Source organism: Ornithinibacillus massiliensis (assembly GCF_018310345.1).
GTDB classification, from domain to species: Bacteria; Bacillota; Bacilli; order Bacillales; family Amphibacillaceae; genus Ornithinibacillus; species Ornithinibacillus massiliensis.
Genome location: NZ_JAGXBY010000001.1, coordinates 845,558 through 871,854, shown reverse-complemented (window position 1 = coordinate 871,854; position 26,297 = coordinate 845,558). Strand labels below are relative to the sequence as shown.

The 26,297-nt window shown below is 38.1% G+C and carries 22 protein-coding genes; 1 reads left to right on the top strand and 21 read right to left on the bottom strand.

Annotated elements, in window-relative coordinates:
* Positions 1–552: 552 nt before the first annotated feature.
* The 9 genes from KGF86_RS04055 to KGF86_RS04015 form a co-directional block, all read right to left on the bottom strand.
* Positions 553–1,494: a nuclease-related domain-containing protein gene (locus KGF86_RS04055; RefSeq protein WP_211741186.1), complete on the bottom strand. Its 942-nt coding sequence runs from the start codon at positions 1,492–1,494 to the stop codon at positions 553–555.
* A 641-nt stretch (positions 1,495–2,135) separates the two neighbouring features.
* Positions 2,136–4,100, bottom strand: coding sequence for an acetate--CoA ligase (locus KGF86_RS04050; protein WP_186868450.1), 1,965 nt, complete (start codon positions 4,098–4,100; stop codon positions 2,136–2,138).
* A 135-nt stretch (positions 4,101–4,235) separates the two neighbouring features.
* Positions 4,236–5,483 (bottom strand): SulP family inorganic anion transporter, encoded by a 1,248-nt coding sequence (locus KGF86_RS04045; RefSeq protein WP_211741185.1) that lies wholly within the window; start codon positions 5,481–5,483, stop codon positions 4,236–4,238.
* 358 nt (positions 5,484–5,841) lie between these two features.
* The gene (locus tag KGF86_RS04040) at positions 5,842–6,444 is read right to left on the bottom strand and encodes a class II aldolase/adducin family protein (RefSeq protein WP_211741184.1); all 603 of its coding nucleotides are present in this window, start codon (positions 6,442–6,444) and stop codon (positions 5,842–5,844) included.
* Positions 6,437–7,714, bottom strand: coding sequence for a 3-oxo-tetronate kinase (otnK, locus tag KGF86_RS04035; RefSeq protein ID WP_186868448.1), 1,278 nt, complete (start codon positions 7,712–7,714; stop codon positions 6,437–6,439). Before otnK ends, KGF86_RS04040 begins: the two co-directional genes overlap by 8 nt.
* A 44-nt stretch (positions 7,715–7,758) precedes the next feature.
* A complete protein-coding gene (locus tag KGF86_RS04030) occupies positions 7,759–9,021 on the bottom strand; it encodes a TRAP transporter large permease (RefSeq protein WP_211741183.1) in 1,263 nt (420 codons plus the stop codon).
* The gene (locus KGF86_RS04025; RefSeq protein ID WP_211741182.1) at positions 9,021–9,497 is read right to left on the bottom strand and encodes a TRAP transporter small permease; all 477 of its coding nucleotides are present in this window, start codon (positions 9,495–9,497) and stop codon (positions 9,021–9,023) included. Before KGF86_RS04025 ends, KGF86_RS04030 begins: the two co-directional genes overlap by 1 nt.
* A 65-nt stretch (positions 9,498–9,562) precedes the next feature.
* Positions 9,563–10,561, bottom strand: coding sequence for a TRAP transporter substrate-binding protein (locus KGF86_RS04020; RefSeq protein WP_211741181.1), 999 nt, complete (start codon positions 10,559–10,561; stop codon positions 9,563–9,565).
* Positions 10,562–10,579: 18 nt separating this feature from the next.
* A complete protein-coding gene (locus tag KGF86_RS04015) occupies positions 10,580–11,605 on the bottom strand; it encodes a zinc-dependent alcohol dehydrogenase (RefSeq protein WP_186868445.1) in 1,026 nt (341 codons plus the stop codon).
* A 221-nt stretch (positions 11,606–11,826) separates the two neighbouring features.
* Here KGF86_RS04015 and KGF86_RS04010 point away from each other — a divergent pair, with 221 nt between their 5' ends.
* Complete coding sequence (locus KGF86_RS04010) at positions 11,827–13,605, top strand: sigma-54-dependent Fis family transcriptional regulator (protein ID WP_186868444.1); 1,779 nt, start codon at positions 11,827–11,829, stop codon at positions 13,603–13,605.
* A gap of 178 nt (positions 13,606–13,783) precedes the next feature.
* Here the strand turns inward: KGF86_RS04010 and KGF86_RS04005 are convergent, their stop codons facing one another.
* From KGF86_RS04005 to KGF86_RS03950, 12 genes are all read right to left on the bottom strand, one after another.
* Positions 13,784–14,089, bottom strand: coding sequence for a Zn-ribbon domain-containing OB-fold protein (locus KGF86_RS04005; protein WP_186868443.1), 306 nt, complete (start codon positions 14,087–14,089; stop codon positions 13,784–13,786).
* A gap of 4 nt (positions 14,090–14,093) precedes the next feature.
* Positions 14,094–15,224 carry a thiolase C-terminal domain-containing protein gene (locus tag KGF86_RS04000; RefSeq protein WP_211741180.1) on the bottom strand — a complete coding sequence of 377 codons (1,131 nt, stop codon included), beginning with the start codon at positions 15,222–15,224 and terminating at the stop codon, positions 14,094–14,096.
* Positions 15,221–16,714 carry a class I adenylate-forming enzyme family protein gene (locus KGF86_RS03995; protein WP_211741179.1) on the bottom strand — a complete coding sequence of 498 codons (1,494 nt, stop codon included), beginning with the start codon at positions 16,712–16,714 and terminating at the stop codon, positions 15,221–15,223. The genes KGF86_RS04000 and KGF86_RS03995 overlap by 4 nt, the downstream gene beginning before the upstream one ends.
* A 5-nt stretch (positions 16,715–16,719) precedes the next feature.
* Complete coding sequence (locus KGF86_RS03990) at positions 16,720–17,211, bottom strand: PPC domain-containing DNA-binding protein (protein WP_246521279.1); 492 nt, start codon at positions 17,209–17,211, stop codon at positions 16,720–16,722.
* Entirely contained in the window at positions 17,204–17,968 is a 765-nt protein-coding gene (locus tag KGF86_RS03985; protein WP_211741177.1) for an SDR family NAD(P)-dependent oxidoreductase, read from the bottom strand. The genes KGF86_RS03990 and KGF86_RS03985 overlap by 8 nt, the downstream gene beginning before the upstream one ends.
* Positions 17,969–17,991: 23 nt before the next feature.
* A complete protein-coding gene (locus KGF86_RS03980) occupies positions 17,992–19,341 on the bottom strand; it encodes a TRAP transporter large permease (protein ID WP_211741176.1) in 1,350 nt (449 codons plus the stop codon).
* The gene (locus KGF86_RS03975) at positions 19,338–19,817 is read right to left on the bottom strand and encodes a TRAP transporter small permease (protein WP_211741175.1); all 480 of its coding nucleotides are present in this window, start codon (positions 19,815–19,817) and stop codon (positions 19,338–19,340) included. Before KGF86_RS03975 ends, KGF86_RS03980 begins: the two co-directional genes overlap by 4 nt.
* Before the next feature lie 19 nt (positions 19,818–19,836).
* Positions 19,837–20,844 (bottom strand): DctP family TRAP transporter solute-binding subunit, encoded by a 1,008-nt coding sequence (locus tag KGF86_RS03970; RefSeq protein ID WP_186868436.1) that lies wholly within the window; start codon positions 20,842–20,844, stop codon positions 19,837–19,839.
* Positions 20,845–20,857: 13 nt separating this feature from the next.
* On the bottom strand, positions 20,858–22,183 hold the full coding sequence (locus KGF86_RS03965) for a (Fe-S)-binding protein (protein WP_186868435.1): 1,326 nt from the start codon (positions 22,181–22,183) through the stop codon (positions 20,858–20,860).
* Entirely contained in the window at positions 22,176–23,591 is a 1,416-nt protein-coding gene (locus KGF86_RS03960; protein ID WP_186868491.1) for an FAD-linked oxidase C-terminal domain-containing protein, read from the bottom strand. The genes KGF86_RS03965 and KGF86_RS03960 overlap by 8 nt, the downstream gene beginning before the upstream one ends.
* Positions 23,592–23,730: 139 nt before the next feature.
* On the bottom strand, positions 23,731–24,840 hold the full coding sequence (locus KGF86_RS03955; RefSeq protein ID WP_211741174.1) for a CdaR family transcriptional regulator: 1,110 nt from the start codon (positions 24,838–24,840) through the stop codon (positions 23,731–23,733).
* A 257-nt stretch (positions 24,841–25,097) separates the two neighbouring features.
* Positions 25,098–26,009, bottom strand: coding sequence for a DMT family transporter (locus KGF86_RS03950; protein ID WP_246521277.1), 912 nt, complete (start codon positions 26,007–26,009; stop codon positions 25,098–25,100).
* Between the last annotated feature and the right edge of the window lie 288 nt (positions 26,010–26,297).

The following is a 26,297-nucleotide window of genomic DNA, read 5'->3' as shown; positions in this document are numbered from 1 at the left end:
ATTAGGCACGCCGCCAGCGTTCGTCCTGAGCCAAGATCAAACTCTCCAAAAAAGTTTGTCTACGATTGACACCAATCAATCATAGGTAATTCTTAGCAAAGAAGCTGCTAGCTTCTGTAATTCTTTACATAGAAAAAACAGGGTATGTTTTTTCTTGACATACTGGTTGTTTTGTTCAGTTTTCAAGGAGCAAATCGTTTATCGTTATTTCAACGACAACTTTTATATCATACCACTATTGCTCAATCAATGTCAATAGTTTTTTTAAAAGTTTTTATTTGCTTTTGCCGCTTAATTTAGCGACAAGAAATAATATATCATACTATTAATCATAAAGTCAAATACTTTTTTAAAAATCTATGGTAAATAATATGATAGATTAATAATATACCTTATATCACGATCAATTGCAATACCTAAAATACATATTTCAATTCAAGCACTCCCTTCACTTAACCTTATAAAGTAATAAGTTCAGAAGTAAAATAATAAAATAAATAAAACAAAATAAAATCAAGTTTGTCTTTAAGAAAGTTAATTTTTGATCATATACTACCTTCTCCATCTCCTATGAAGTGGATCATACATAAGGTTACTAGATTTTAATAAGCGTGTAGTAACATCCTTACTCGATACATTTAATAATTTCATACACTCTTTGTTACTTATATAAGGATTTATTAAGATAAGATAATCAGACAATGCTTTGAGGTGTGCCTGTTTGGACACAGACTTACATCGCATACAAATCCACTTGCCATGCCCTCTCTTCATCCCTAGTGTTTGACATTTTGGGCACTGAACTCCAGAAAGAAAATCATTACGACTTATTTGGTATTCCTGCAATATATCAATTTCGAAGTCTTTATTCTCTTTTAATATCCTCTTACCAATTAGATGACTTTTCTGTTTCATAGTAGTATTTATTTCATTATCTATATTAAGTACTTTATTTGGAAGGTGATTAGCGTGGAGTACAATTTCTGCAATTGCCGCCTGATCTCCTATAACATCAATAATTGTATTTGGGTCACTAAAAACCACGAAATAACGTACTGGTATGTGACGGGAAAGGTTTTGCTCTAGCCAAGTTTCCAATAATAACTTCTGATTTTCAGCCTGTGCAATAGGATGACGATACCCCATCTCAATATCACCATCACTACGAATACACTGGTTTAGATTAGTATCGAAAGTAATTTTATTACTATAATCCTTCATCTCTATAATATAAATCGCTTTTTTCGAAATTATGATAGAATCCATTTGAAAAATTCTCTTATTCACTTCCAAGCAAACATCATGAAGAATAGTAAATTTATCCGCTAATAGCTCAATATAGTAATCAATATGTTTTTCTCCTTCATATCCCTTTCTTCTATTTCTTTCATCTTGTTTGATTTCATAAATCCTAGGGAAGTCTAGTCTTAGTCGCGGAATAAGTGCTTGTAATTTCTTTAATGTAATAGGAACTTTTCTATTTAATATAACCATGCCCTTAACACCCCATCATTTTTATAATGATTATAGTTAAGGTGTGGTTCCTTGTCATATTGATAAATTAGTAAAGTCGCATTGAAATTAATAGTTAATATTTTTGATTGCCTATAATAGAAGATAATTTTAGTTTACCTATTATATATAAATTTAACATTTGATAAAATTACATTTCGCAACCAATGTAAATCTAATCCCATGATGTGTTTCGCGCGGAATGGACGTAAACTCGCGCAACTAATAATAAATTTCGCGCGGGCTTCATTGTAAATCGCGCGACAGATTGTTTGTCGCGCGAATATCAGAACTTCTCGCGCGGTTTCAGTATTCTTCGCGCGAAACATTGAGGTTTTCGCGCGACTTTGGAGCGTTTTCGCGCAATTTTTGGGTTTTCTCGCGCGATACCCACTCATCCCGGAACTTCTCGCGCGATTTTCAGATTCTCCCCGCGATATTAGCCATCCCCGCAAGACCCCAGAACTCTCCGCGCGCCTTTTGCTCATCCTCTCGCGATTCCCCATTATTCCCGCGCGCCCCTTCTTCACGCGCGACTTCTAAACATCCTTGAGAACCCACTCCCTCCCCCACATCCCAACAAAAAACGGAACAGCAACCTACTGTCCCGCTTATTAAAGCCCTTATATTTTTGTTCGACTATTAATGGTCTCTTGAATGTGTGCAACGGTACTTGGGTCCTCAAGCCCTGTAATATCTCCCGTGACGTTACCTTTTACTACAATTTCCTTCAATAGCCTACGCATAATTTTTCCACTTACTGTTTTTGGTAGGCTCTTTGAAACGATAATTTCCTTTGGTCTTGCAATTGCCCCAATTTGATCCACGATACTGGCAGTTATGTTGCTTAATAGTTCATCAGATTCTATATATCCTTCTGCAAGTCGAACAAACACTACTGGTACTTCTCCTTTGATGGTATCGGGTACTCCAATGACAGCAACCTCTGACACCCCATCTACCTCTAGAACGGCACTTTCCATTTCCATTGTACTTAATCGGTGTCCGGCAACATTGAATGCATCATCAGAACGGCCAACGACCCATATGTAGCCGTCTTCATCGATTAATGCTAAGTCAGAGGCAAAATAGCAGCCCTCTACTTGGCTGAAATAGGCATTGTAATAGCGTTCGGGTTCCTTCCATAACGTACGGCAGAGCATTGGGAATGGCTTTCGGATAACAAGGTTCCCTAACGTATTCGGTTCCACTGGTTTTCCGTCATAATCAACAACCGCGACATCCGCACCTAGGAATTGAATTCCCGCTGATCCAGGCTTCATCGGTGTTAGCCAGGCAGCTCCTGCTATCGGGCAGCCTGCTGTTTCCGTTTGTCCCCATGTATTATTTACGGCAATGTTCTTCTTCCCAAGGGTTTCATAAGTCCAACGCCATGTCTCCGCATCAAACGGCTCACCAACTAAGGAAATCACATCAAGGTCACTTAGGTCGTATTGATTTAGAACCTCATCTCCTAAGCTTTTTAACATCCGCAATGCGGTTGGTGCGGTGAAAAGCTTGTTCACACGATATTTTTCTATAATTTGATAAAAGCGGTCCTTGGTCGGATAATCTGGTGCCCCTTCATAAACTACTGTTGTGACACCATTTGCTAAGGAACCTACAATTCCCCATATATGCATCGTTAACCATCCGATATCCGCAGAGCACCAGAACACATCGTCATCTTTATGATCCATATGATATTTGGCATAAATATAATTTTGGACTACAAACGACATTCCAGAATGAACTACCCCTTTTGGCTTACCGGTTGTCCCGCTTGTATAAAATACAATCCCTGGCTCATTCGCCTCGATTCTTTCTGGCTCACAGTCCTTACTCATTTTTGCTCGTAAATCCTCCCACCAATAATCGCGGCCTGGTTCCATGTTAACCGTTGTTCCAAATCGATTGACCACAATGACCGCCTCAACAGAAGGAATCTCCGGAACAACATGGTCGACTTTTTCCTTTAAGTAAATCGTATTACCACGACGCTGGGTAGCATCTGCTGTTACCATTACTTTTGGTTCAAAGGCGGTCAAACGATCTTTCAACGACTTTTCGGAGTACCCTGAGAAAATCGCGTTATAAACCGCACCAATACGGAAACAAGCAAGCACTGCGATGAACGCCTCTGCTAAATTCGGAAGGTAAATCGCGATGCCATCCCCCTTTTTCACACCTAGAGAACGTAATGCATTGGAAAAACGATTCACTTCTGCTAGTAACATATTATACGTAAAAAACTTCGTATCGCCATTTTCTCCTTCCCAAATCAGTGCGGTACGATTACCCGCTCCCTTTGCAATGTGCCGGTCTAGTAGATTGATGCTAGGGTTGCTAATTCCCCCTTCAAAAAAGTGAAAATCAGGAAGGCTTCCAGACATCGTAGTTTCCCATGGCTCATACCATTCCAGCTCCTTGGCTACACTTTCCCAGAAGCTTGCCGGATCAGCTTGAGATTGGGCTAATAGTTTTTGGAATGCTTCTGTAGATCCAATTGATGTAGCACGTGTTTTTTCTTCATCCGGGTAGACAAGTTTACTATTTTCCACTACCTGTAAAATTCCACTTACATCCATCTTCATTGCCTCCTCGTATTCAATGTTTTTTTCCACCTCCCATTATAACTAATATTCTGAAAATATGGAATATAACTTTAGTATGAATTGTTATGAGTTGATACTAATTCAGAAAAGATAACGTCCACTTATCTCTTATTTTTGGTTTGTTAATAGTGTTAATCCCAAAGACACTATAATCCCAAATACAATCCCCAAAAACACATCGATAAATAATGTAGTGGCAAATGTAACGATAAACGGTAGTGCCTGCAGGCTATTACGCTTCAAGTTTAACGGTGTAAAGTTGATTAAATTCTTTACCGCAATAATAATGATTGCCCCTAATGTAGCTTTCGGTAAGAAGTATAAAAATGGCGTGATATAAAAGATTGCTAGTAACATAAATAACGCTGTAATGATGATAGATAGGTTACTTTTTGCACCGGACTCATAGCTTACTGCTGCTCGCGATACGGCACCTGCAACCGGAATGGAGCCTGCGAATGAGCTTGCCATATTGGCAAATCCTATACCAATTAACTCTTGATTCGGATTTAACGATTCACGATCCTTATCTGCCAATGTCTTCGCTACGGAAAACGATTCAAAAAAGGAAATAAAACTAATGGTTATGGCGATGGGTAAAAGTGACAGGATGATATCGACAGTTGGCATTTGTAAACCTACTCCGATTATATCCCGCGGAATCGAGCCAACTATTTCAATCCCTTCTTTATTTAAATGAAAAAAATCGACTACTAACACCGAAAGGATAATCACTACTAACGGGCCAATCTTTACATGGAACTTTTTCTGAAAAAGTATGAGAATGAAAATACTTCCTAGTCCAATTGCCAAGGTTAATATGTTCATCATAGGAAGATGAGTAAATACCTGATTCAAATAGGAGAAGAATCCTTGGTAGCTCGGCAAATCTACCCCTATAATCGAAGGGAGTTGATTAAGCATAATGATTATGGCAAGTGCAGAAGTGAAACCATAGATGACGGAAGTTGAAATATATTTTAGAATGGATCCAACCCTCACTAGCCCCATGACAAGTTGGATAGCCCCAACTAAGAAGGCTAACATAATAATTAGCATGATATACTCTTTCGAACTTGGTTGAGCCATACTGGATAAGCCTGTTAATGATAAAAGTGATATAACAGATACTGGACCTACGGACAGATATCTCGACCCGCCAAAAAGTCCATAAACGAACAACGGAATCGTGGCCGCAATTAATCCCATCGCAATAGGAACCCCAGCAACAAGTGCATATGCCATGCTTTGAGGAAGTAATAAAAATGTAACAATAATCCCCGCCGTAATATCATCTGTTAAATAGGAAAGTCGATAGGATGCTAACGGTCCTAACCCTGGAAATAGCTTATGCATTTTTTTAAATCCTCCTATTGTCCAAGCTATATCTGTACTATATTAGACAAGTCGGATTTTTATTACTGAACAGATGGACATGTTTACTAATATTCCAGCGCATATTGCGATCATGACAGATACCATTCTATAGAAAAAAACCGAACTACGATTCAGAGAATCCGTTCGGTTTTATCTAGTTGACATATTCTTCAGGATTTGGAGGGGGTTTTTCAGGATTTGGAGCACCTTCTTGAGGATTTGAGCGTCTTCTTTCAGGATTTGCAGCACCCTCTTCAGGATTTACTACACCCTCTCCCGTTTCCAAGCCCCTCTTTTCTGCTTTTGCAGCACTCTTCCAATCCCTAATTACTACCCATCACGTTATCAAGTTAGCTCTTTTTTGGTCATTACGTAGCTCCCAGGCTATTCTTGCACTTTCCTCTAACTCTTCTAGTGCGTAGAAGGCAGATAATAAATCCTTATCGCCTACTACTGGTCCATGATTTTGCAGGATGTATCCATCGCTATCATGAAGTCTGTCCTTGAAATATTGAAATAAGGTTTCTGAGCCTGGCTTACCATATGGTACTAGACCAATCGTTCCAATTTTCATTTTTAAATACGGGGTATAGGATGGGATGATGTCCCTTTCATTCTCATGCTTTAAGCATGACCATAACGTTGAATAAAAGCTATGTGTGTGGATAACAGCTTGTATGGAATCATCCTTATCATATAACGTTTTGTGAAGAGGAAGCTCCTTACTTGGTTTAATCCCCGTAAGATGTTCCCCATCACGACTCGTTACGGAAAAATCTTCTTTCGTTAAATTTCCGAAGCAAGTTCCGCTACCAGTAATATAAATGTTACCTTCGTGGATAAAGCTCATGTTGGCAGAGGAGCCTGTAGCCTTATCTCTATCAAATAAAGCCTTCCCAATCCATATAGCATCTGATATTTTTTTCTCTAGGCTAGTCAATGGAATCACCCTTTGTCATGTTGGCAGCTTTGATAAAGAAATCCTTATCTCCAAAGTTCCCTGATTTCAACACTAGACGTATGTCTTTATTTTGGGTTGGTACCATGATTGGAACACCTGGATCGATGCTATCGCCCACTAAATAGGAATTGTATCCTAGTGTTTTTGTTACCGCCCCAGAAGTTTCACCACCTGCTACAATAATACGATTGTAGCCATTGCTAACTGCATTCTTCGCAAGAAATGCTGTTGTTTGCTCCAATAGTTCTGATACTTTTTCTCTTCCAGCCTTCTGAGCCTCTTTCACATTCTCAGGCTTATCAGAGCTATAAACTAAGATTTCATCTTCTTCTGAAGCTTGAATTTGTTCCCATAACATTTCTTTTGTTTGTGTCCCATCAGCCAATTGGAATGGGTCAATTCTAAATGAAGGCTTGTTTAATTTCTTAAATTCTTCTATTTGTTGTAGGGTTGCTACCGAACAACTTCCCGCTAGAATAATCGCCTTTCCATTAGTGGAGCTTCTTTGAAATTCCACCTGAGAATTCTCATGAAGGTATTTACGACCAAGTTCCGTCATTAGACCTGATCCACCGGTTAATAACGGTAAATCACCAAACAACTCTACTATTTTTTGTGCGTGTTTTTCCTCCACATAATCAGGAATCACATAAAAATGTTCTTTATCTTTCCCAAAATCCTCAATTAAGGATAAAATTTCTTCATTAGGTAATTCTAATTGTTCATGGTTAATCTTAAGACTTGGATATTTCCCTTGTGGCTCCATTAAATTCGCTATGTTAGCATCCCACATTGGTGTTAACGGATGGTGTCTCATGTGCGTCTCATTTAGAGGCACACCATTCACAATCAATTGCCCATCCTTCACGATTCTTCCATTAACCGGAAGAGCTGGGACAAGAACTGTATAATGAATATCGTACTTTTCTAATACCCCATCAATGATAGGACCAATATTGCCCTCTTCAGTAGAATCGAATGTAGAACAATACTTACTATATAATTGTGTTGCGCCATGATTCTTCAACCACTGGAAAGCCTCTAATGATTCTGATACAGCTTTTGCTTTCTCTTCTGTTCTTGTTTTCAAGGCAATGACAACGGCGATATTTTCCTCATCTACCTGATAATCTTCTGCCGGTATCCCATTGTATAGATACGTTTTGATACCTTGTTTAGCCAGGAAGGAAGCCGCGTCGCTCCCACCTGAAAAATCATCTGCTACGATACCTAAAATAATCTTCCCCATATCTAAATTCCTTTCTTAACCTATTTATTTACCTATGCCAATACTTATTTTGTGAAAATAGTTGTTATTTCAGGAACAAATGTCACGAGCATTAAAACAGCGATCATAATTACCCAAAACGGTAATAGCTTTTTCGATAATTCCATAATAGGGACTCCTGAAATATTACTTGCCACATACATAGAAGTTCCTACAGGTGGAGTTAATAAACCAATCGTCAAGTTAATAACCATGACTAAACCGAACTGTACAGGATCTACACCTAAACTTCCTGCTACAGGGGCTAAAATCGGTGCTAATAACATAATGGCCGGGCCACTATCTAAGAACATCCCTACTACTAATAAGATTAAGTTGATAATTAGTAATAATAAAATTGGATTATCTGTAATACTCAATAATGTAGAGGTTATTTGTTGTGGAATTTGTTCACTTGATAATAACCATCCAAATAGTGACGTAGCAGCAATAATAGTAGAAATAATAGCTGTACTTAATGCTGCATCAAAAAATATCTTCGGTAAGTCCTTTAATTTAATTTCTTTATAAACAAATGCACTAATGATAAAGGCGTAAACAGCAATGATTGCTCCACCTTCTGTAGCTGTGAATGCGCCACCTCTAATACCTACAATAATAATAACAGGCATCGCTAACGCGAAAGCAGCTCGCTTAAAGCTAGTCCATACACCTTTTAAGCTAACTTTCCCTTCTTTCGGGTAATTCTTTCGCTTCGCTACAAAATAAGAATACACAAAGAATCCCAATCCAATTAACACACCGGGAATAATACCAGCTACGAATAAGTCTCCAATCGAGGATTGTGTTGTTACACCATAGATAATTAACGCTATACTTGGTGGTATGATTAGCCCAATACTTCCTGATGCGGCTACTAAAGCAGCAGAGAATCCGGCATCATACTTTCTTTTTTTCATTTCTGGCACCATAACAGAACCTAAAGCAGCTGTATCTGCTACACCAGAGCCTGAAATACCACCCATCATAATTCCACTTGTGGCAACAACATGCCCTAAAGCACCTTTAATATTCCCAACAATCGATAATGCAAAATCGATGATTCTTCTAGTAATTCCACCATGCCCCATAATTGACCCAGCTAGCATGAATAAAGGAATGGCCATAAAAGGGAATGAATCAAGTGCTGTAAATAATCGTTGACTTAAGACAACAATTGGATAATCACTAGCCAGCATCGCTCCGATTGAGGAAAGTGCTAGAACAAAACCAATTGGTACGCCTAACACAAGAAGTACTACAAACGTTCCAAATAAAATAGCACCCATTATTGCTCATCCCCTGCCTTTCTAATGATTTGTATGGTTTCACTTAAAACAAAATAGATTAATAGTATTCCTGAAATCGGAATAACAATGTAAACGAGCTCCATCGGTAATGATAAAGATGGACTGGATTGTCTAGCTCCTAATTTAACAAATTCAAATCCACTATAAGTTAATATTCCTGAGAAAATTAAAACTAGCATATTATTAAACACCATGAGCGTTTTACGACTAACACCAGTTAATTTTCGAACTAACATATCTAATGCAATATGGGATCCATATTTTATCGCAACAGCCATCCCTAAAAATGAAACCCAAACAAATGTATAACGGGCTAATTCCTCAGTCCATGTCAACGGGCTATTAAATAGATACCTAGATATTACTTGCGCAGTAACAACGGATACCATTAAAAACATCAGGAATCCACAAACATAATACAATGTCTTCACCAGAATCTTATCCAGCTTTTGCACTGTTAACACCTCTCATCTGTAATAAAGGAGGAGCAAAGAAAACTCTTCACTCCTACTTCTTTTTTCTATTTAAGTGCTTCTACAATTCGGTTATAAAGATCGATATCAATTGTCTCTGCAAATTCGCTGTGAGATTTTCTAGCTTCCTCAGCGAACGCTTCTACATCAGGCTCTATTACTTCTAGCCCTTCACTTTTCATTGTTTCAAGAATTTCATCTGTTTGTTCACTTACAAGTTGATTCTCATATTCTGTCGCGATATCTGCTGCTTCTTGTATAATTTCTTGTTGTTCAGCTGATAGCTTAGACCAAGTCATATCACTCATTGCTAGTGTCACATACTCGTACTTATGTGCTGTTAGAGATAAATAATCTTGTACCTCATGGATACGTCCACCAAAAATAAATGGAATAGGATTTTCTTGTGCTTCGATAACATTTTGCTCTAAACCAGTGTACACTTCATTCCATGCCATTGTTGTTGGGGAAGCTCCCATTGCTTGCCATGTATGTTCCATCGCTTTGATTTCCGGTATTCTCATTTTCAAGCCTTTAATATCGGCTACTGTTTCGATTGGTTTGTTCGCCGTAATATGTCTTGGTCCGCGATCCCACCAATTTAAGATTCTAATATCAGATGCTTCTAAGACACGATTAGCAATTTCTTGTCCTACTTCACCATGAATTACTTTGTTATATTCTTCTTGACTACTAAATAAATACGGAAGTTCTAACAATTGAATAGAGTCTTCAAAATTTCCTAAAACCCCTGCAACTAAAGCAAAGTCAACCGTACCAATTTGCATACCTTCTGCCATATCTCTATCTCCACCAAGTGTAGAGTTTGGATAGATTTCAACTTTCATATTACCTTCTGAAAGTCGTTCTACTTCTTCTTTAAATTTCACTGCTCCATCATGCCAAAGATCATTCTCTGATTGAATATGTCCTAATTTAAGTGTTACCGCATCTCCTCCTTTAGAAGATGAATCATCTGAACACCCTGCCATTACAAAGCCTATGATGATAAGTAGTGCAATTAATTTCGTTGAAGTTCTTTTCATTTTTTCCATTCCCCTTTTCTATTTATCTACTTCTACAATTACTTTAACGACATTTTCTTTCTTTTCGTTAAGTATATCTAGCGCTTTTTGTGATTCCTCTAATGGGACACGTTGTGTAATGAAATCGCTTAAATCTAGTCCCTCATTAACTAACTGATTAGCTTTTTCAAAATCCTTTGTTTCATACGTCATTGCGCCAAATAAGGATATTTCATTGAATACAAAGCTATACGTATCCACTGGTATTTGCTTCGTAATCATTGCAACAATTCCTACTTCTCCACGTTTTCTTACGATAGACGATGCTTGATCTATGATACCTGGAGCATCAGCAGCTACAATTGCCACATCAACACCTCTACCATTAGTAAATTCTTTAATTTTAGCCTCAACATCATCTTCGATTGGATTTAATGCTAGTATGGCTCCTTGCTTTTTAGCCATTTCCAAGTTAAAAGGCTGTGTATCGGTACAAATGATATTTTTATAGCCTGCTTCTCTAGCCGCTACTAATGTTAACAATCCGATTGTTCCAGAACCTAAAATAGCAATCGTATCTTTCTCTGGTACGGTAATTCGTTCAATCGCATGAATACCTACCGCTAGTGGTTCTACTAATGTACCAATCTCATAGCTAATATCATCTGCTATTTTATAGACAATATCCTCAGGTGCGTTAAAGTATTCAGAGAATGTTCCAATCCATCCTGGGACACCAGGTGCCTTTTTACCGGTACATAGATTTAATAAATCCTTTTCACAAAACTCACACTCACCACAACCAATATGCGGCTCTACTGTTACACGATCACCGATACGAAATTTGGTTACATCTGGTCCAACTTCAACCACTTCACCCGCGATTTCATGTCCTAGTATTGCAGGTGGCTTACGGAATGCATGGGTCCCTTTAAATAGATGTAAATCCGAACCACAGACACCTACCGTTTTCACTTTGATAAGTACTTCGTTCGCTTTAATCTTTGGAACCTCTATATCCTGTATTTCAATTTTTGTTGGTTCTACTACTACTGCTGCTTTCAAATTGCTCCCCCCAAGTTGTTATTAGAAAACTTACTTTTCATATTAACACATCCTGAAGCGCTTTCAACTATTAAAATATTCATATTCGTTTCATTTTGAAACGTTTTACATTTTTCTAATTATTAGCAAACTGTTCTTAGTATCATTTTAAAACGTTCTCTTGTTTGAAAATTAAAATATGATAGAATGTGAGTATGATTATGGAACTAGAGGTGTTGCATTTGAAAAAGATAAAGGTTCTCGCCATAGCCCCTTATCAAGGCTTAAAGGATCTCATTGATAAAGTGGCAGGTGAAATGAATGAGTTAGAGGTTCACACATTTGTTGGGGATATGTTGAATGGTGTAAAGCTTGTACAATCGAAAGCAGATCTGGATTATGATTTTATTCTTTCCAGGGCTGGGACGGCAGAATTAATTCAAAAGATAACGGACTTACCGGTTATCGACATGAAGCTATCTATTATTGATATGATGCGAGCGATTAAACTTGCACAGAACTATTCTGGTAGGTTTGGAATAGTAGGATTTAAGAGTATAACAGATACCGCAAATATAATTGGACAACTTAATAACGACGATCTTGAAATTCAAACGTTGCACTCTATCGCCGAAATAGAAAAAGCCATCGCTCATTTAAAAGCAAATGGAGTTAGCTTGATAGTAGGCGATGTTATCACTGTTAGACACGCTAAGAAAATGGGACTGCATTCTATCCTTGTTACATCTGGTAGAGAAACGGTGATGAATGCATTTTCCGATATTATTTCGGTCAATCATTATTTATCAGCAACCAAGGAGAAAACGATTATAACAGAGAATATCATACGCCATTCAAATGAAAGCGTTTTAGTCTTTAATGAGGGGAAAGAGGTTATTTATTCAAGCATGAAAGAAAACGATGAGATTTCCTCTATTCTAGTAAAGGAATGCGCTTCAGCGTGCAGTAACATAGAAGATGAGGACGACCTTGTTATAGTGAAGTCAATCCAACAAGATTCTTATCATATTACTAGAAAGAAGCTTTCCATAGTGGGTAAAACCTATCCTACGTACTATTTGAAAAAGCTTCATTCACCTTTGAAACCGATGGATAAGTCTATTCTCTATAAAAATAGTACCGATTCACCACAAGTAGATCTAGATACGTTCACGACATCCAATAAACTATTTACCAATGTCATTGAAAATGCAAGGTCACTGGCTGAAACGGACACACCGATACTGCTGTATGGTGAAAAAGGAACCGGAAAAGATACGTTAGCCCATGCAATTTTTCAAAGAAGCCGCTATCGCAATAAACCAATGGTAATCATTGATGTCATGTATATGAATGATAAAAAGTGGGAGTTGCTTTTCGAATCTGACAACTCACCTTTTTTAGAAGAAGATATGACAATTTACATCCGTAACTTACATCTTCTAAACGATGAATACCAGCTATTATTGGAGTCCTATTTTAGTAATTCATTTGTGCACAAAAGGAACCGGTTAGTTTTCACATGTGATAGCAATTATTCGAAAGCCATGGAACAAGGGCCATTTATGCTTTACCTAAGAAATGAATTAGCTGTATTTCCATTAACTTTACCTTCTTTAAATGAACGAAAAGAAGATATTCCAAGCATTGTCAGTCTATTCTTAAGTGAAATGGCGCCCAAATACAGCAATCAGATATTAGGACTAAAGCCTGAGGCACTTAATCGATTACAGAACTTTCACTGGACTTATAATTTAGACCAATTAAAAAGGGCAGTTGAAGAATTATTTGTTTTAACGAATGATTTTTATGTGGATGAAGATACAGTTAAAATCGTTTTAAACAGCATTACTATTACAACTCCAGAATCTACGAATCCACTAATCCATACTAATAAAACATTAGATCAACTAAATAAGGAAATCATTGAACAGGTCCTAATAGAAGAAAATTACAACCAAACGAAAGCAGCAAATAGATTAGGTATAAGTAGAAGTACACTATGGCGTAAGATTAAGTGATTGGGGACAGGATTACTGTCTCCAATCTGTGTAAGTACAGGCAAATCTCCTACTTCTCTTTATAGACTATTTTCTTTAGTATAAATAGAGTAATACTACTAAGGGAGGGGGAAAGTCACTCCTCCAATCCTTTACCATCAAAGAAGCTGTGAGCCTAAGCCCACAACTTCTCCAACTTTTATCCCACCCGTTCAAACATATAAGCACTATCTTTAACATCTTTAAACATAACCTGGTCACCAATTTTTACACGTTCCTTCATAAATCCGGTCACCTTTAGCTTCTCAGTTAGCTCAACTAACACCACTTGATAAGGTGCTAAATCAACATATTCTGGTGGAGCGATATGAATCGTTGTGTAGCTGTAGACAGTGCCACTGTTGGGTACGTCCACCTTTTCAAATTCTGAAGAACGACATGTGGGACAATAGTATTTACTCGTAATAGATTCATATCCGCATTTCTTACATTTATATGCTTCCATATCGTTACACCCTCTCCAAGATGTGAACGGTGGAATACGATCCCGTTCCGCCTAAATTTTGCGCTAATCCAATCCTAGCCCCATCAACCTGATTCGGTGCTTTTCCACGTAATTGCAGTACGATTTGATAAATTTGAGAAATCCCTGTTGCCCCGATAGGATGACCTTTTGATAATAAGCCACCACTTGTATTAATCGGTACCTCACCATTTGGCTTTGTTTTACCTTGTTCTACAGCTAAATATCCTTCTCGTTTTGCAAAAAATCCTAATTCTTCAGAGGAAAGAATCTCCGTCATCGAGAAGCAATCGTGAATTTCGACTACATCAATATCCTTCGGCCCAAGTCCTGCTTTCTCATACGCGATTCGACCAGATTCTCCTACAGCAGGAATCGATAAAAGTTCGACCGTATCTTGCATTTGTGTTGGACCGGAAGCTTGTGCACTTGCCAATACGTGAATATCCGATTTTTTCTTAGAAAGTACGATTGCTGATGCTCCATCCGTTGTCGGCGAGCAATCAAACAATCCAAGTGGCTCAGTAATCATTCGCGCAGCCATAATTTCCTCCATAGAAGTTGCCTTTTTAAACTGAGCTAGTGGATTATTTAACGCATTCTCTCTATTTTTCAACGCTACCATGGCAAGATGTTCTTTAGTTGCTTCGGTTTCATAAATATACCGATTAGCAAGTACACCAAAGAAACCTGGGAATGTTAATCCAGCATGTTTTTCATTGGAATCATTATCCATAGCTGCATTAATTGCTTTCGTTACCTCAGAGGTGGACACATGTTTCATCTTTTCCACTCCAGCGACTAATACAGTCTCATACTCACCACTCATGATTCCTAAAATAGCTTGCCTTATTGCTATTCCGCCTGATGCACATGCACCTTCCACTTTTGCCGTCGGGATATAACCCAGACCTAAGTCGTTCGCAATAATCGCCCCTAGAATTTCCTGGTTATAAATCGAACCGCCCATAAAGTTCCCAACAAATACCGCATCTACTCTAGGATTTCCAGCATCATGTAACGCTTCTATAGATGCATCTAACAATAAATCCTTTAACGTGCGGCTTTCTAATTTTCCAAATTGAGTCATTCCAATACCATGAACATATACACTCATTCTTTCACAACTCCCACCGCTTCAAGATGCTGTTTCTTTAACTCCCTCTTCAGTATCTTTCCATATGAACTTTTTGGAAGACTTTCAACAATATACACTTCTTTCGGTTTCTTAAAGCTAGCTAAGTGTTGCTTACATAGCTCAATTAACTCGTCTGCATCGACAATCTCTGTTCCATTTGGCACAACATAAGCGACAATAGATTCTCCCCATTTGTCATCAGGAACACCGATCACACACGTTTCTTTCACACCGGTATGTTTATTCAATACCTCTTCTACTTCACGAGGATAAATATTGACACCACCAGATATAATTACATCTTTAATTCGGTCGACAATATGTAAATACCCTTCTTGATCAACCCAGCCTAAATCTCCAGTCTGCAACCAACCATTAACCAGCGTCTTCTCTGTCGCTTCTTTATTATTCCAATACCCTTGCATAACCAAGGGACCTTTACACACAATTTCCCCAACTTCCCCGGTGGGTAGTTCTTTTCCATCTTGATCAACAATCTTCATTTCTACAAAGGGACCTGTTCTTCCACAGGATTCCAAACGATTGGATAATTCATTTCTTGGCATGACCGTAATACACATGGGCGCTTCAACCTGCCCATAAGTCTCAACAAACTTGGTTCCAAGCTTCTCTAGTGCTAACTTCAATTTACTAGCAGCGATTGGAGAGCCCGCCATATTAATTGATTTCACCCCAACCATTTTACTAGGATCAAATCCTGGATGTTGAATCATCAAATTTACCATTGTTGGTACTAGAAAAATGACGGATACATTGTCCCTAGCAATATCATCAATAAAATCTTCTGGGTTAAATTTATTGTAGATAACTTGTGTGGTCCCGTGTAACCAAGCGACATGGGATAAGAAATTAGCACCATGGGTTAACGGTGCAACATGTCCAATCACATCCTGATTATTAACTTCACATACTAAACTCAACGATAGTGCTCCTGCTAAAATATTCTTATGACTAAGCATAACTCCCTTTGGATTCCCAGTTGTTCCAGAGGTATACATGATAGCAAATATATCATTCTCATCTACAGTTTCCGTCACAACTTCCCCTTCATATTCTGCCAACACTCGTTCATAGTCCTCACCAACATAAAGACTTTCCACCTCTACCTCAATCGGATTAATCAGATCTTTTTCTCCAATTAAAATAGCTAAATTCGCATCCTCTACCTGAAATTTATGCTCATTTGGATGAAGCTTATAATTAAGTGGTACTTTAATAAACCCTCCATATGCAGCAACAAGATCCAGCTCTACATACTCTAGCCGATTCGACATGAGAACCCCAAAACGGTCTCCTTTTTTTAGTCCCTTACGTTTAAGAAATGATGTGATTGCCATAGCCCGTGTGTACAGTGTACGGTAGCTAATCGATTTGTCTCCAAACTTTACTGCAATTTTATTCGAATAGGCACGAATAACTTTATACGCTTGTGATCCTATTGTCTCCATAATGCTCATTCCCCCCTTTGTGTAAATTGAAATACTGGAAGATTCCACATAGGATCAATCCTTCGTTGTAAATGAATATCACTTGTAGGTTGAATGACATACTCCATCGTGACAGCCGTTGGATTCTCACCACGCAGGAAGTGGCCACCAGAAATCGTCCCATTACTATCTACATAAAGGCCATGATAATGAATATCCAACTCCCCCTTTGCATCTAATCCGATAAATCCCGTACCTGCCAACAACTCCACTGGATTTTCCAAATAAATCGGCTCAGAATAACCGATTTCCCCTTGTTCATTTAGCGCAATCTGGACTAATCCTACTCTGGTTAAGGAGCCGATACACTGAAAGGTTGCTGTTTGAATACCATGCTCTTCACATACTTGAATAATGCCTTCGAATAAATCCACATCTTTCGTCAATCTACCCATTACACACTGGTCGTTCGTACCGACAACACTTTGGATTTGTTCGGCAGAATAGGTTTTAGCCAATATCGACACCTCCATCCACACGTAATGTCTGTGCCGTCGTATAACCAGCTGAAGGAGAAGCAAAATAACATACCGCTTCGGCAATATCATCTGGTGTCCCCATCCGCTTAATCACTTGCTGATCAAAATTATAGTCAAGACCTTGGGTAATACCTGTTTCAGTAGCACCAGGCGCCACCGAATTACAGGTAATGCCATACTCGCCTAATTCTTTAGCAATCCATTTTGTTAATGCAATTAATGCACCCTTTGAAGCGGCATATGCTGGCCCTGAACGGCCTTTTTTCGAGCCTTGATGACTAGATAGTACACCACCATTGATTCCAGAAACGGAGCTAATATTAATAATTCGACCATACTTATTTGCCAACATATGCGGATACACCACTGCCTGCGAGAATAGATACGCTGCCTTAACATTTGTATCCATATCACGATGCCAGATTTCCTCTGTCGTCTCTTCTAAATCAACTCTCCCACATGTTCCAGCATTATTTACTAAAATATGAACCTGACCATATTCCCTTATCGTATCAGCCACCACTTCTTGGACAAAAGAGGCATCCCGAATGTCACCTAATTTCTCCAATATCCTAACATCCTCACGAATGGTACGAATTTTCGCTATCGTTTCTTCACAAGACTTCAAATCTACTAATGTGATGTTCACACCTCGTTCTGCTAACCTGCATGCAGATGCACCTCCAATACCACCTGCGGCACCCGTTATAATAGCCACTTGCCCTTTTAAATCCACAGTAAAATCTCTCCCTTCAACTATTAATCTACATTTAATAAATCTGGTAAGAAGTTAGATATAGCAGGAATATACGTAATGCACAGCAATACCATTATTGCTACGATAACGAATGGAATAATTGCCTTCGATACATCTACTAGAGATGATTTGGATATTCCACTTGCAACATATAAATTCAGTCCAACTGGAGGAGTAAATAATCCGATTGCTAAATTAACCGTCATAAACACACCAAATACCGTTGGATCAATGTCAAAAAATAAAATAACTGGTAACAATATTGGCACGAATATATACAATGCAGATATCGCATCGATAAAAGCTCCTGCAATTAGGAGGATGATGTTAATCAAAAGTAAAATCACAATAGGATTTTCTGATATACTTAATAAAGCATTTGAAATATCTCTAGCTATCTGTTCCGTCGTAATGATATATGCAAAAATAGATGCTGTACTAACAATGAACATCACGACTGCTGTTTGTACCGACGCATCAACAAAGATCTTGTAAAGCTTCTTCCAAGTTAATTCACGATAAATAAAAGCCCCGACAAAAAGTCCATAGAACACCGCAACTACTGCTGCTTCAGTAGGAGTAAATTTACCTCCGTAAATCCCACCTAAAATAATGACTGGAATCAATAATCCCCATAATGCTTGATAAAATGATTTACCGACTTCAGGTAGTGACGCACGCTCTGTCGTTGCTGCTATTTCTCCATCCAGATTTGCCTCATCTGTAGTAAGCTTCCGTTCACTGCGATCACTTCTCCAGCGAACATATATCATCGCTAGAACCAATCCAATTCCTAATAAAACACCTGGTACAATACCAGCTATAAACAATCGACCAATCGACACTGGAATTTGGTCTCCCGCTACAACCGCAAAGACAATAAACGCGATACTCGGTGGAATTATAATGCCAATCGAACCAGAACTAGCTACTAAACCTGCAGCTGTTTCTTTCTTATAACCATTTTTCACTAAAGCAGGGATGAGAATTCCCCCAATAGCTGCAACTGTCGCTGGCCCTGAACCAGAGATTGCCGCAAAGAATACCGCTACAATAACGGTAATAAATACAATGCCACTTTTATAATGTCCAACTAAAGCTTGTGCAAAATTAATTAATCTTTTGGAGATGCCGGAATGCTCCATAATGACACCAGCTAAAATGAAAAAAGGAATCGCAAGTAATGTAAATTTAGCAACACTTGCGTACATAATATCCGCTATCAGGTTAAACCCTCTTGTACCAAGCGTAACGAATAGAACCATCATCGAGGAAACAGCAAGAGAAAGGCCAATCGGTATTCTTAATAAAATAAGTAAAAAGAATACGCCGAATAGTAATAATGCAATCATGTTGTCCCCTCCTGGCTTAGTTCTTTCCACTCTTTTATAACCGCTTCAACTGAACGGATCGCACATAATAATGCTCCGATAGGTAATCCCAAAGAGAATATCCAACGTGGCCAACCTAATGCTGGAGTCGTTGAATTCATATCCAGTTGAAATTGAACCATTTCAAAACCAAAATAACTAAATAGTCCAAAGATACTAACCGAGATTACACCGATTATAATCGTAAGTATTCGCTTCAGTGATTCTGGCGATTTATCATAAATCAAGGAAAATCCAAGGTGCGCGTTCTTACGCACCCCAATAGATGTTCCAATAAACGTTAACAAGACAAATAAATTGATAGTTACCTCTTCCGTAAAAGACAATGAAAGGTCGAAAAAATTTCTAGTGATAACATTACTAAAAGCGATAATCGACATAACCACTAAAGCAAGAACAACTATAATTTCTTCCAAACGGTTAAACCATTTAGCCACGTCGTTACCTCCTTTCGATTTAAGGGGTAAATGCCTCTAATAAATCCGCACCCCAAATAGCTTCATATTTATCGTAGACTGGTTGAACAGTTTCTTTAAACAACGCAAGTTCTTCTTCAGTTGGATAGTAGAATTGCATCCCTTTTTCTTCTAATTCAGTAATTTGTTCTGCCTCTACCTTTCGTGCTAGTTCCACCTGATAGTTAGCAGCTTCTGCCCCTAATCTCGTAATTAATTCTTGATCTTCTTCACTCATGGAATCAAATAGTTTTTTATTAATCCCTAACACTAATGGATCATAAGAATAGTTCCACATAGAAATATAATCTTGAACTTCTTCTAATCGAGAAGAGTGGATGACATCAATTGGGTTTTCCTGTCCATCAATTGTATTCTGTTGAAGCGATGTGAAAACTTCTGAGAATGTCATGGTTGATGGATTTGCTCCAAGTTCACGCCATAAGTCTGTGTACATCGTAATTCCAGGGATTCGAATTTTAAGCCCCTTAATATCCTCCGGAGTCTTAATTTCGCGAACACTATTGGTTACTTGACGGAAGCCATTCTGACCATAACCAAGAGGCTCTACACCAATTTCCCTTAAAATCTCCTTCAATGCTTCTCCACCATCACCATTAAACACTTCATCCACTTCATCTAAGTCTTTAAATAGAAATGGTGCACTTGCTACACCGAAACGCTCATCTAAAATCGAATAGATGATAGTTGAGTTAAAGGTTAAATCGATATTTCCCTTAGAAAGAAGCTCTACTGCTTTTCCCGAATCCCCTCCAGATAATTGTTCATTCGGAAACACTTCCACTGTAATACGGCCATCGGTTTCTGCCTCTAAATCTTCTGCAAGCTTCTCAGCCGCTTGATACCAAGTCGAAGTATCAGTAACCGTAACAGACATTTGGAGCTTATACTCCTTCTCTCCATCTGAATTCGAACCCGATGAACAGGCACTTACAAGAGAAATGACACACGCGAAAACTAGCATACTAATAATCTTATTCAATAACATTACCCCCCATAGTTTAATCCTTTATTAAGTATTCATAAATAAAATCCACAATGTGAAGCGCTTCCATTTTATCAGAAAGCCCAGCTCTATCAATCCCCAACTTCATCTGTAACAAACACCCTGGATTGGTCGTAATAATAATTTGTGAATCCGTATCTTTCACATTCTCCATTCGATCATCTAAAATCCTCATAGACATATCTTCATGTATCAGATTATAAATACCTGCTGAGCCACAGCATTGATCTGCCCCTTTTAGCTCGACAAAGTCTACATTTTCAATAGATTTTAAGATTTCCCTAGGTTCATTTACAACATGATTTACATTTCGTAGGTGGCAAGAATCCTGATAAGTAATGGTAATCTTCTCGCCTCCGGTATAACGTAAAGATAAATCCATTATTCCTTGCTTATATAGCAGTGATGTAATATCAACCGTTTTTCTAGAAAAAGCCCTTGCCTTGTCCAAATAATCTGGTTCATCCTTCAAGAGATGCTCATACTCGGATAAGAATGCTCCACAGCCTCCAGCATTATTCACGATATAATCCACTTCGTTCACATCAAAACTGTCTAAATTTTTTCTTGCGTTTTTCTTTGCCTTTTCTAGTTCTCCACTATGTCCATGTAGTGCACCACAACATACCTGGTTTTCCGGGACCCAAACATCACAACCTACCTTTTGCAGTAGCTTAATGGTTGCTTCATTTGTCTTGAAAAAGACCGAATTCATTAAGCACCCAGTAAAAAATGCTACCCTAGTCGACTTCTTCTCCGCAGGAAATACTCCACCTTGAATAGTTCGTTTCTTTTCTATTGGCGGTAACACCCTTTCCATGCCTTTCAATATATCAGGGAAAAAGGAAAGGATATTCATCTTCCGAGTAAGCGCTTGCATTCCAGACCTTTGATAAAACCGCACTAATCCCACGGTTTTTTCCATTTTATTTGGTTCTTGAAATAAGTGATCAAAGGCAACCTTTCTAACAACTTTCTCTTTAATAGATGGCTTCTTTTCCCGCTGGATTACATCTCTCGCATGTTCTAACAAATGTCCATATTCCACACCAGCCGGACATGCAGGTTCACATGCTCTACACCCTAGGCATAAGTCTAATGATTCCGCTATCGAGTCATCAAACGGAATATCACCATCCCGAACTGCTTTCATCATCGCGATTCTACCTCTAGGTGATTGGGCTTCATTATAATTGGAATGAATATAGGTTGGACAAGCAGGTAAACAGAATCCACAGCGCATGCAATCTAATAGCTTTTCTTCTTCCAAGTTCTCTTGAAATCCTCTTTGAATTTGCTCGGACAATGCTAAGTTAGACATTAGACATCACCAAACGTTCCTTAGTTGATTTAGCAAACATCTTTCCAGGATTCATGATATTCATTGGATCAATACCTTGCTTGATTGCTTTCATAACCTGGATTCCTGCCTCACCAATTTTCCACTCTAAATAAGGAGCTTTCATCTCGCCAACCCCATGCTCTCCCGTAATAGTTCCTCCGAGTTCGATCGAAGCGTGAAATATTTCCTCAAATGCCTGTTCCACCCTCTCCATTTCCTCTTTATCTCGTAAGTCCGTTAAACAAGTCGGATGTAAATTCCCATCACCAGCATGACCGAATGTACGGATGGTTACATTGTACTTCGCAGCAATTCGGATAATCTCTCGAACCATTGGTGCAATGTTAGACCTCGGTACAGTGGCATCCTCCAATATCGTTGTTGGACGAAGTTTTGCTAATGCGGATAATGCCTCACGTCTTGCAGAGCGCAAATCCTCTGCCTCTTCATCCGACTCTGCCTTTCGCAACTCGATTGCCCCATGTTCTGAACAAATTTGATACATTTTATCCATATCTTTTTCAACCGATTCAAGTGGGCCGTCTTGTTCTATTAATAGAACCGCTTCACAATGAGTAGGAAGGCCAATTTGCTTATAATCTTCTATCACCTGAACAGTTCCTTGATCCATAAACTCCAGTGTCGTTGGAATGATTCTCGCTGCTAAGATAGCCGACACAGCTTCGGCTGCCTCTTCTAATGTTTGAAACATCGCAAGAATTGTCTCTTTAAATGGTGGCTTTGGAATTAATTTCAACGTAGCTTCGGTAATAACAGCTAGTGTTCCTTCTGATCCAACTAGTAAACTAGTCAAATCATAACCTGCAACATCTTTTGCTAGTTTGCCCCCAGTTCGAATAATATCCCCATTGGGTAAAACGGCTTCTAACCCTAAAACATAATCTTTAGTTACACCATACTTGAGACCACGTAGCCCACCAGAATTTTCACTTATATTTCCTCCAATAGTTGAAATTTTCAGTGAACTCGGATCAGGAGGATAGAATAAATCAAGTCCTTCTACATAATCAATTAGCGTTTTCGTTATAACGCCTGGTTGTACGGTTACCGTCAAATTCTCTTGATCCAACTCCAGAATTTGATTCATATTCTTAAAGAGTAACACCACCCCGCCACTTGATGGGCTTGTTCCTGCTGATAAGTTAGTACCAGATCCTCTTGGAACAATCGGGATATGATGCTCCGCACACATTTTTACAATCGCAGCTACCTCATCTCTATTCCGAGGTGCAAGAACCAAATCCGGCAAGGCTTGGAAGTTGGCAGTTGCATCATAGGAATATGCTAGTCTTGCTGCATTGGAATATTCTACATTTTCAATCCCACAAATTGCTTGAAAGGACTGAATTAAGTTTTCCGTAATTATAGATATCCCCCTCTATCTCAATATATTGGCGCCTTGAAATTTATTATATTATTCAGAATCATAGAAATCTATATACCAGAGAACAAATATAATAAGGGTTTTAAGAATATTTTTTGTGCTACAGCACAATTTATCAGACTTATTCACTTAAAAAACGATAACCAATATACAAAATGACTAGATGATGTATTTTACTAGTCTTTAATCCTGTTAATTCTTCTATTCGTTTTAAGCGATAAAGCAATGTATTTTTATGAATATGTAATTCCTTTGCCGTTACTTGATTAGACATATCATTTCGAAACCAACTTGTCAGTGTTTGTAGCAATATCACTTCACTTTTTAGTGGTTCTATCGTTCGTTTGATAAAATTATTCTTAGTGACATCATCTAATGCCTGCTGTAAAATATCGAAGCGTAGTTCTTCCTCAAATACAATTGGTTTCTCATTGGAGGCTGCCTCACACGCCCGGTCTGCTTGTTCAAATGAGAGGTACAATTGTTCATAAGATGTAACTTGTCCAACACCCACTACCATCTCTATTTTCAATGTCTTCTCCATATCTCGGATAAAATTCACCAATTTTTGTTGTAGGATATTTTGATTGAATTTATCAGTTAGCAGCATTAATAGCTTATCCTGCCCCCACCTGATAAATAGTGTGTCCCCATCTTGATCCCAAACCGTATGTAATAGATTGATATCCTTGTAGGAGAATTGTAAAGTGGATAGATTGTTCTTTAATACTAATACTCGTTCATATTTACTCATATGAATACTAAAAAAACGACTTCGTTCCAAAAGAGATTTGGTCACTTCTTTAGAATTTATCCAATCGAACACAAAAAACTCTAGCTCACGTGCTTGTCTCTCTTCATTTGCTTGAATAATAGAATCCTGTACAAAAAGCTCCGCAACCTTTTGTACCAACATGGCAAAAGGCTGTACTACCTTAGGCTCCCCAGTAATTCCTATACAACCAATTGGCTTTTCCTCAATAATAATTGGTAAAACAACCCCCTTGCGTACACCTTTTAATGTTGATGTCAATTCCTCTGTCATAAACATATTTTGCTTCGTTTGCATAGCTAACAAAGCACCTTCATGAAAATCATTTATTCTTGATGGATCACTACTAGCAACGATAATCCCATCTTGATCCGTCAAAATGACATCCTCATTAATTAAGCGCTGTACTTCTTGAACAACTCGCGAATAAAATCTTCCTGTATGGAAAAGTTCGCTCATTCCCCATTCCTCCTTTATACTGGCCATTTGACAGAGACATTAGATAATTTGCTTGTAGCACAAAATTTCCGCACTATTACATTTGTTAATTCGACATAATTAGACAGATTCCTTTAAATAGCGATATTGTTTTACAAAAACAAATCCCACTAAGCATCTCCTAGTGGGATTTGTTAATACATTCTTCTTCCATTATATAAGTTAAAGCACTTTCCATCGTATCGACTATAATTCTTGAAAATAGCATTCTGATTTCCTTAACTCACCTCCCTTCTAACCTTGTATCTCCTATACATACTCTCACTAGCTCCCGTACCGAAAACAATCCCAACGATAATAAAGATAAATCCAATTACATGAAACAGATGTATCATTTCGCCCAAAAAGATAGCTGCACCAATTAACGCAAATAAGGTGTTTAAATTGAGAAAAATGGCTGACTCTGCAGGTCCTACCTTCTTTATCGCATAGTTATATGTCATATGACCGAATGCCGTAGCAAAGATAGCACTAAAGATAAAGATAGAAGCCATTTTCCAATCTACTAAACTCGCTAATTCGGTAAAGTCTTTCTTTAATATAAAACTATACAATATAATACAAACTGAACCAACCATCATCATATAACCAGTAAGTAGTCTTGGATCAAATGATGGCTTTAACTTACTTATAAACACAAAACTCAAGCCTTGTACAACGATACCTAAAAACACAAGCAAATCCCCTATAGAGACAGCTGCAAATCCATCTTCCCCTACTAATGTCGTAATCACCACACCTACAAATCCGAGGATAAACCCAAATACTCTCCACCGTGATACAAACTGTTTTAATAGTATTCCTGAAATAATCATCGTAATTAATGGAGCCATCCCGATAATTAAACTACCATTGACAGCAGACGTAATTTCTAAGCCAACCGCAATAAATATATGATGGAGCACAACATTAAAAACGGATATGGATAAAATAATCTTCCATTCATTTTTATACGGGAGACGAAAAATCCCTAACCCATAACATCCAATTAATACCGCAACTCCTGCAACTAAAATTCTAAATCCAGTTATTAATATCGGATCAAAGCTAATGACTAACATTTTTAACGCAGAGACATTTAAACCCCACATGAACATAACTACTAGTAAAATGATATAAAGCTTTTTCAAGATGTCCTCTCCCATCTGACTGTCTTCCATTTAGAACCTTACTTCCACAACTTTAGAAACGTTTAATATCTGCCAACTCCCTAAATAATCGTGTTCCTCTAATCCAATTTATCACTATTTATTCGACTATTTTGCGTAAAATCCCTTTAATTTCATTTTATAAAATTCGTCGTTATACTACTGCACCGAATACGAATAGCTTTTAGTCAACTATAAACAAAGTCCTCCCACTCTCTTTAATCGTCTCGATAGAAAAGACATGTGAATGATTAGGAGAAAAATTCCCTT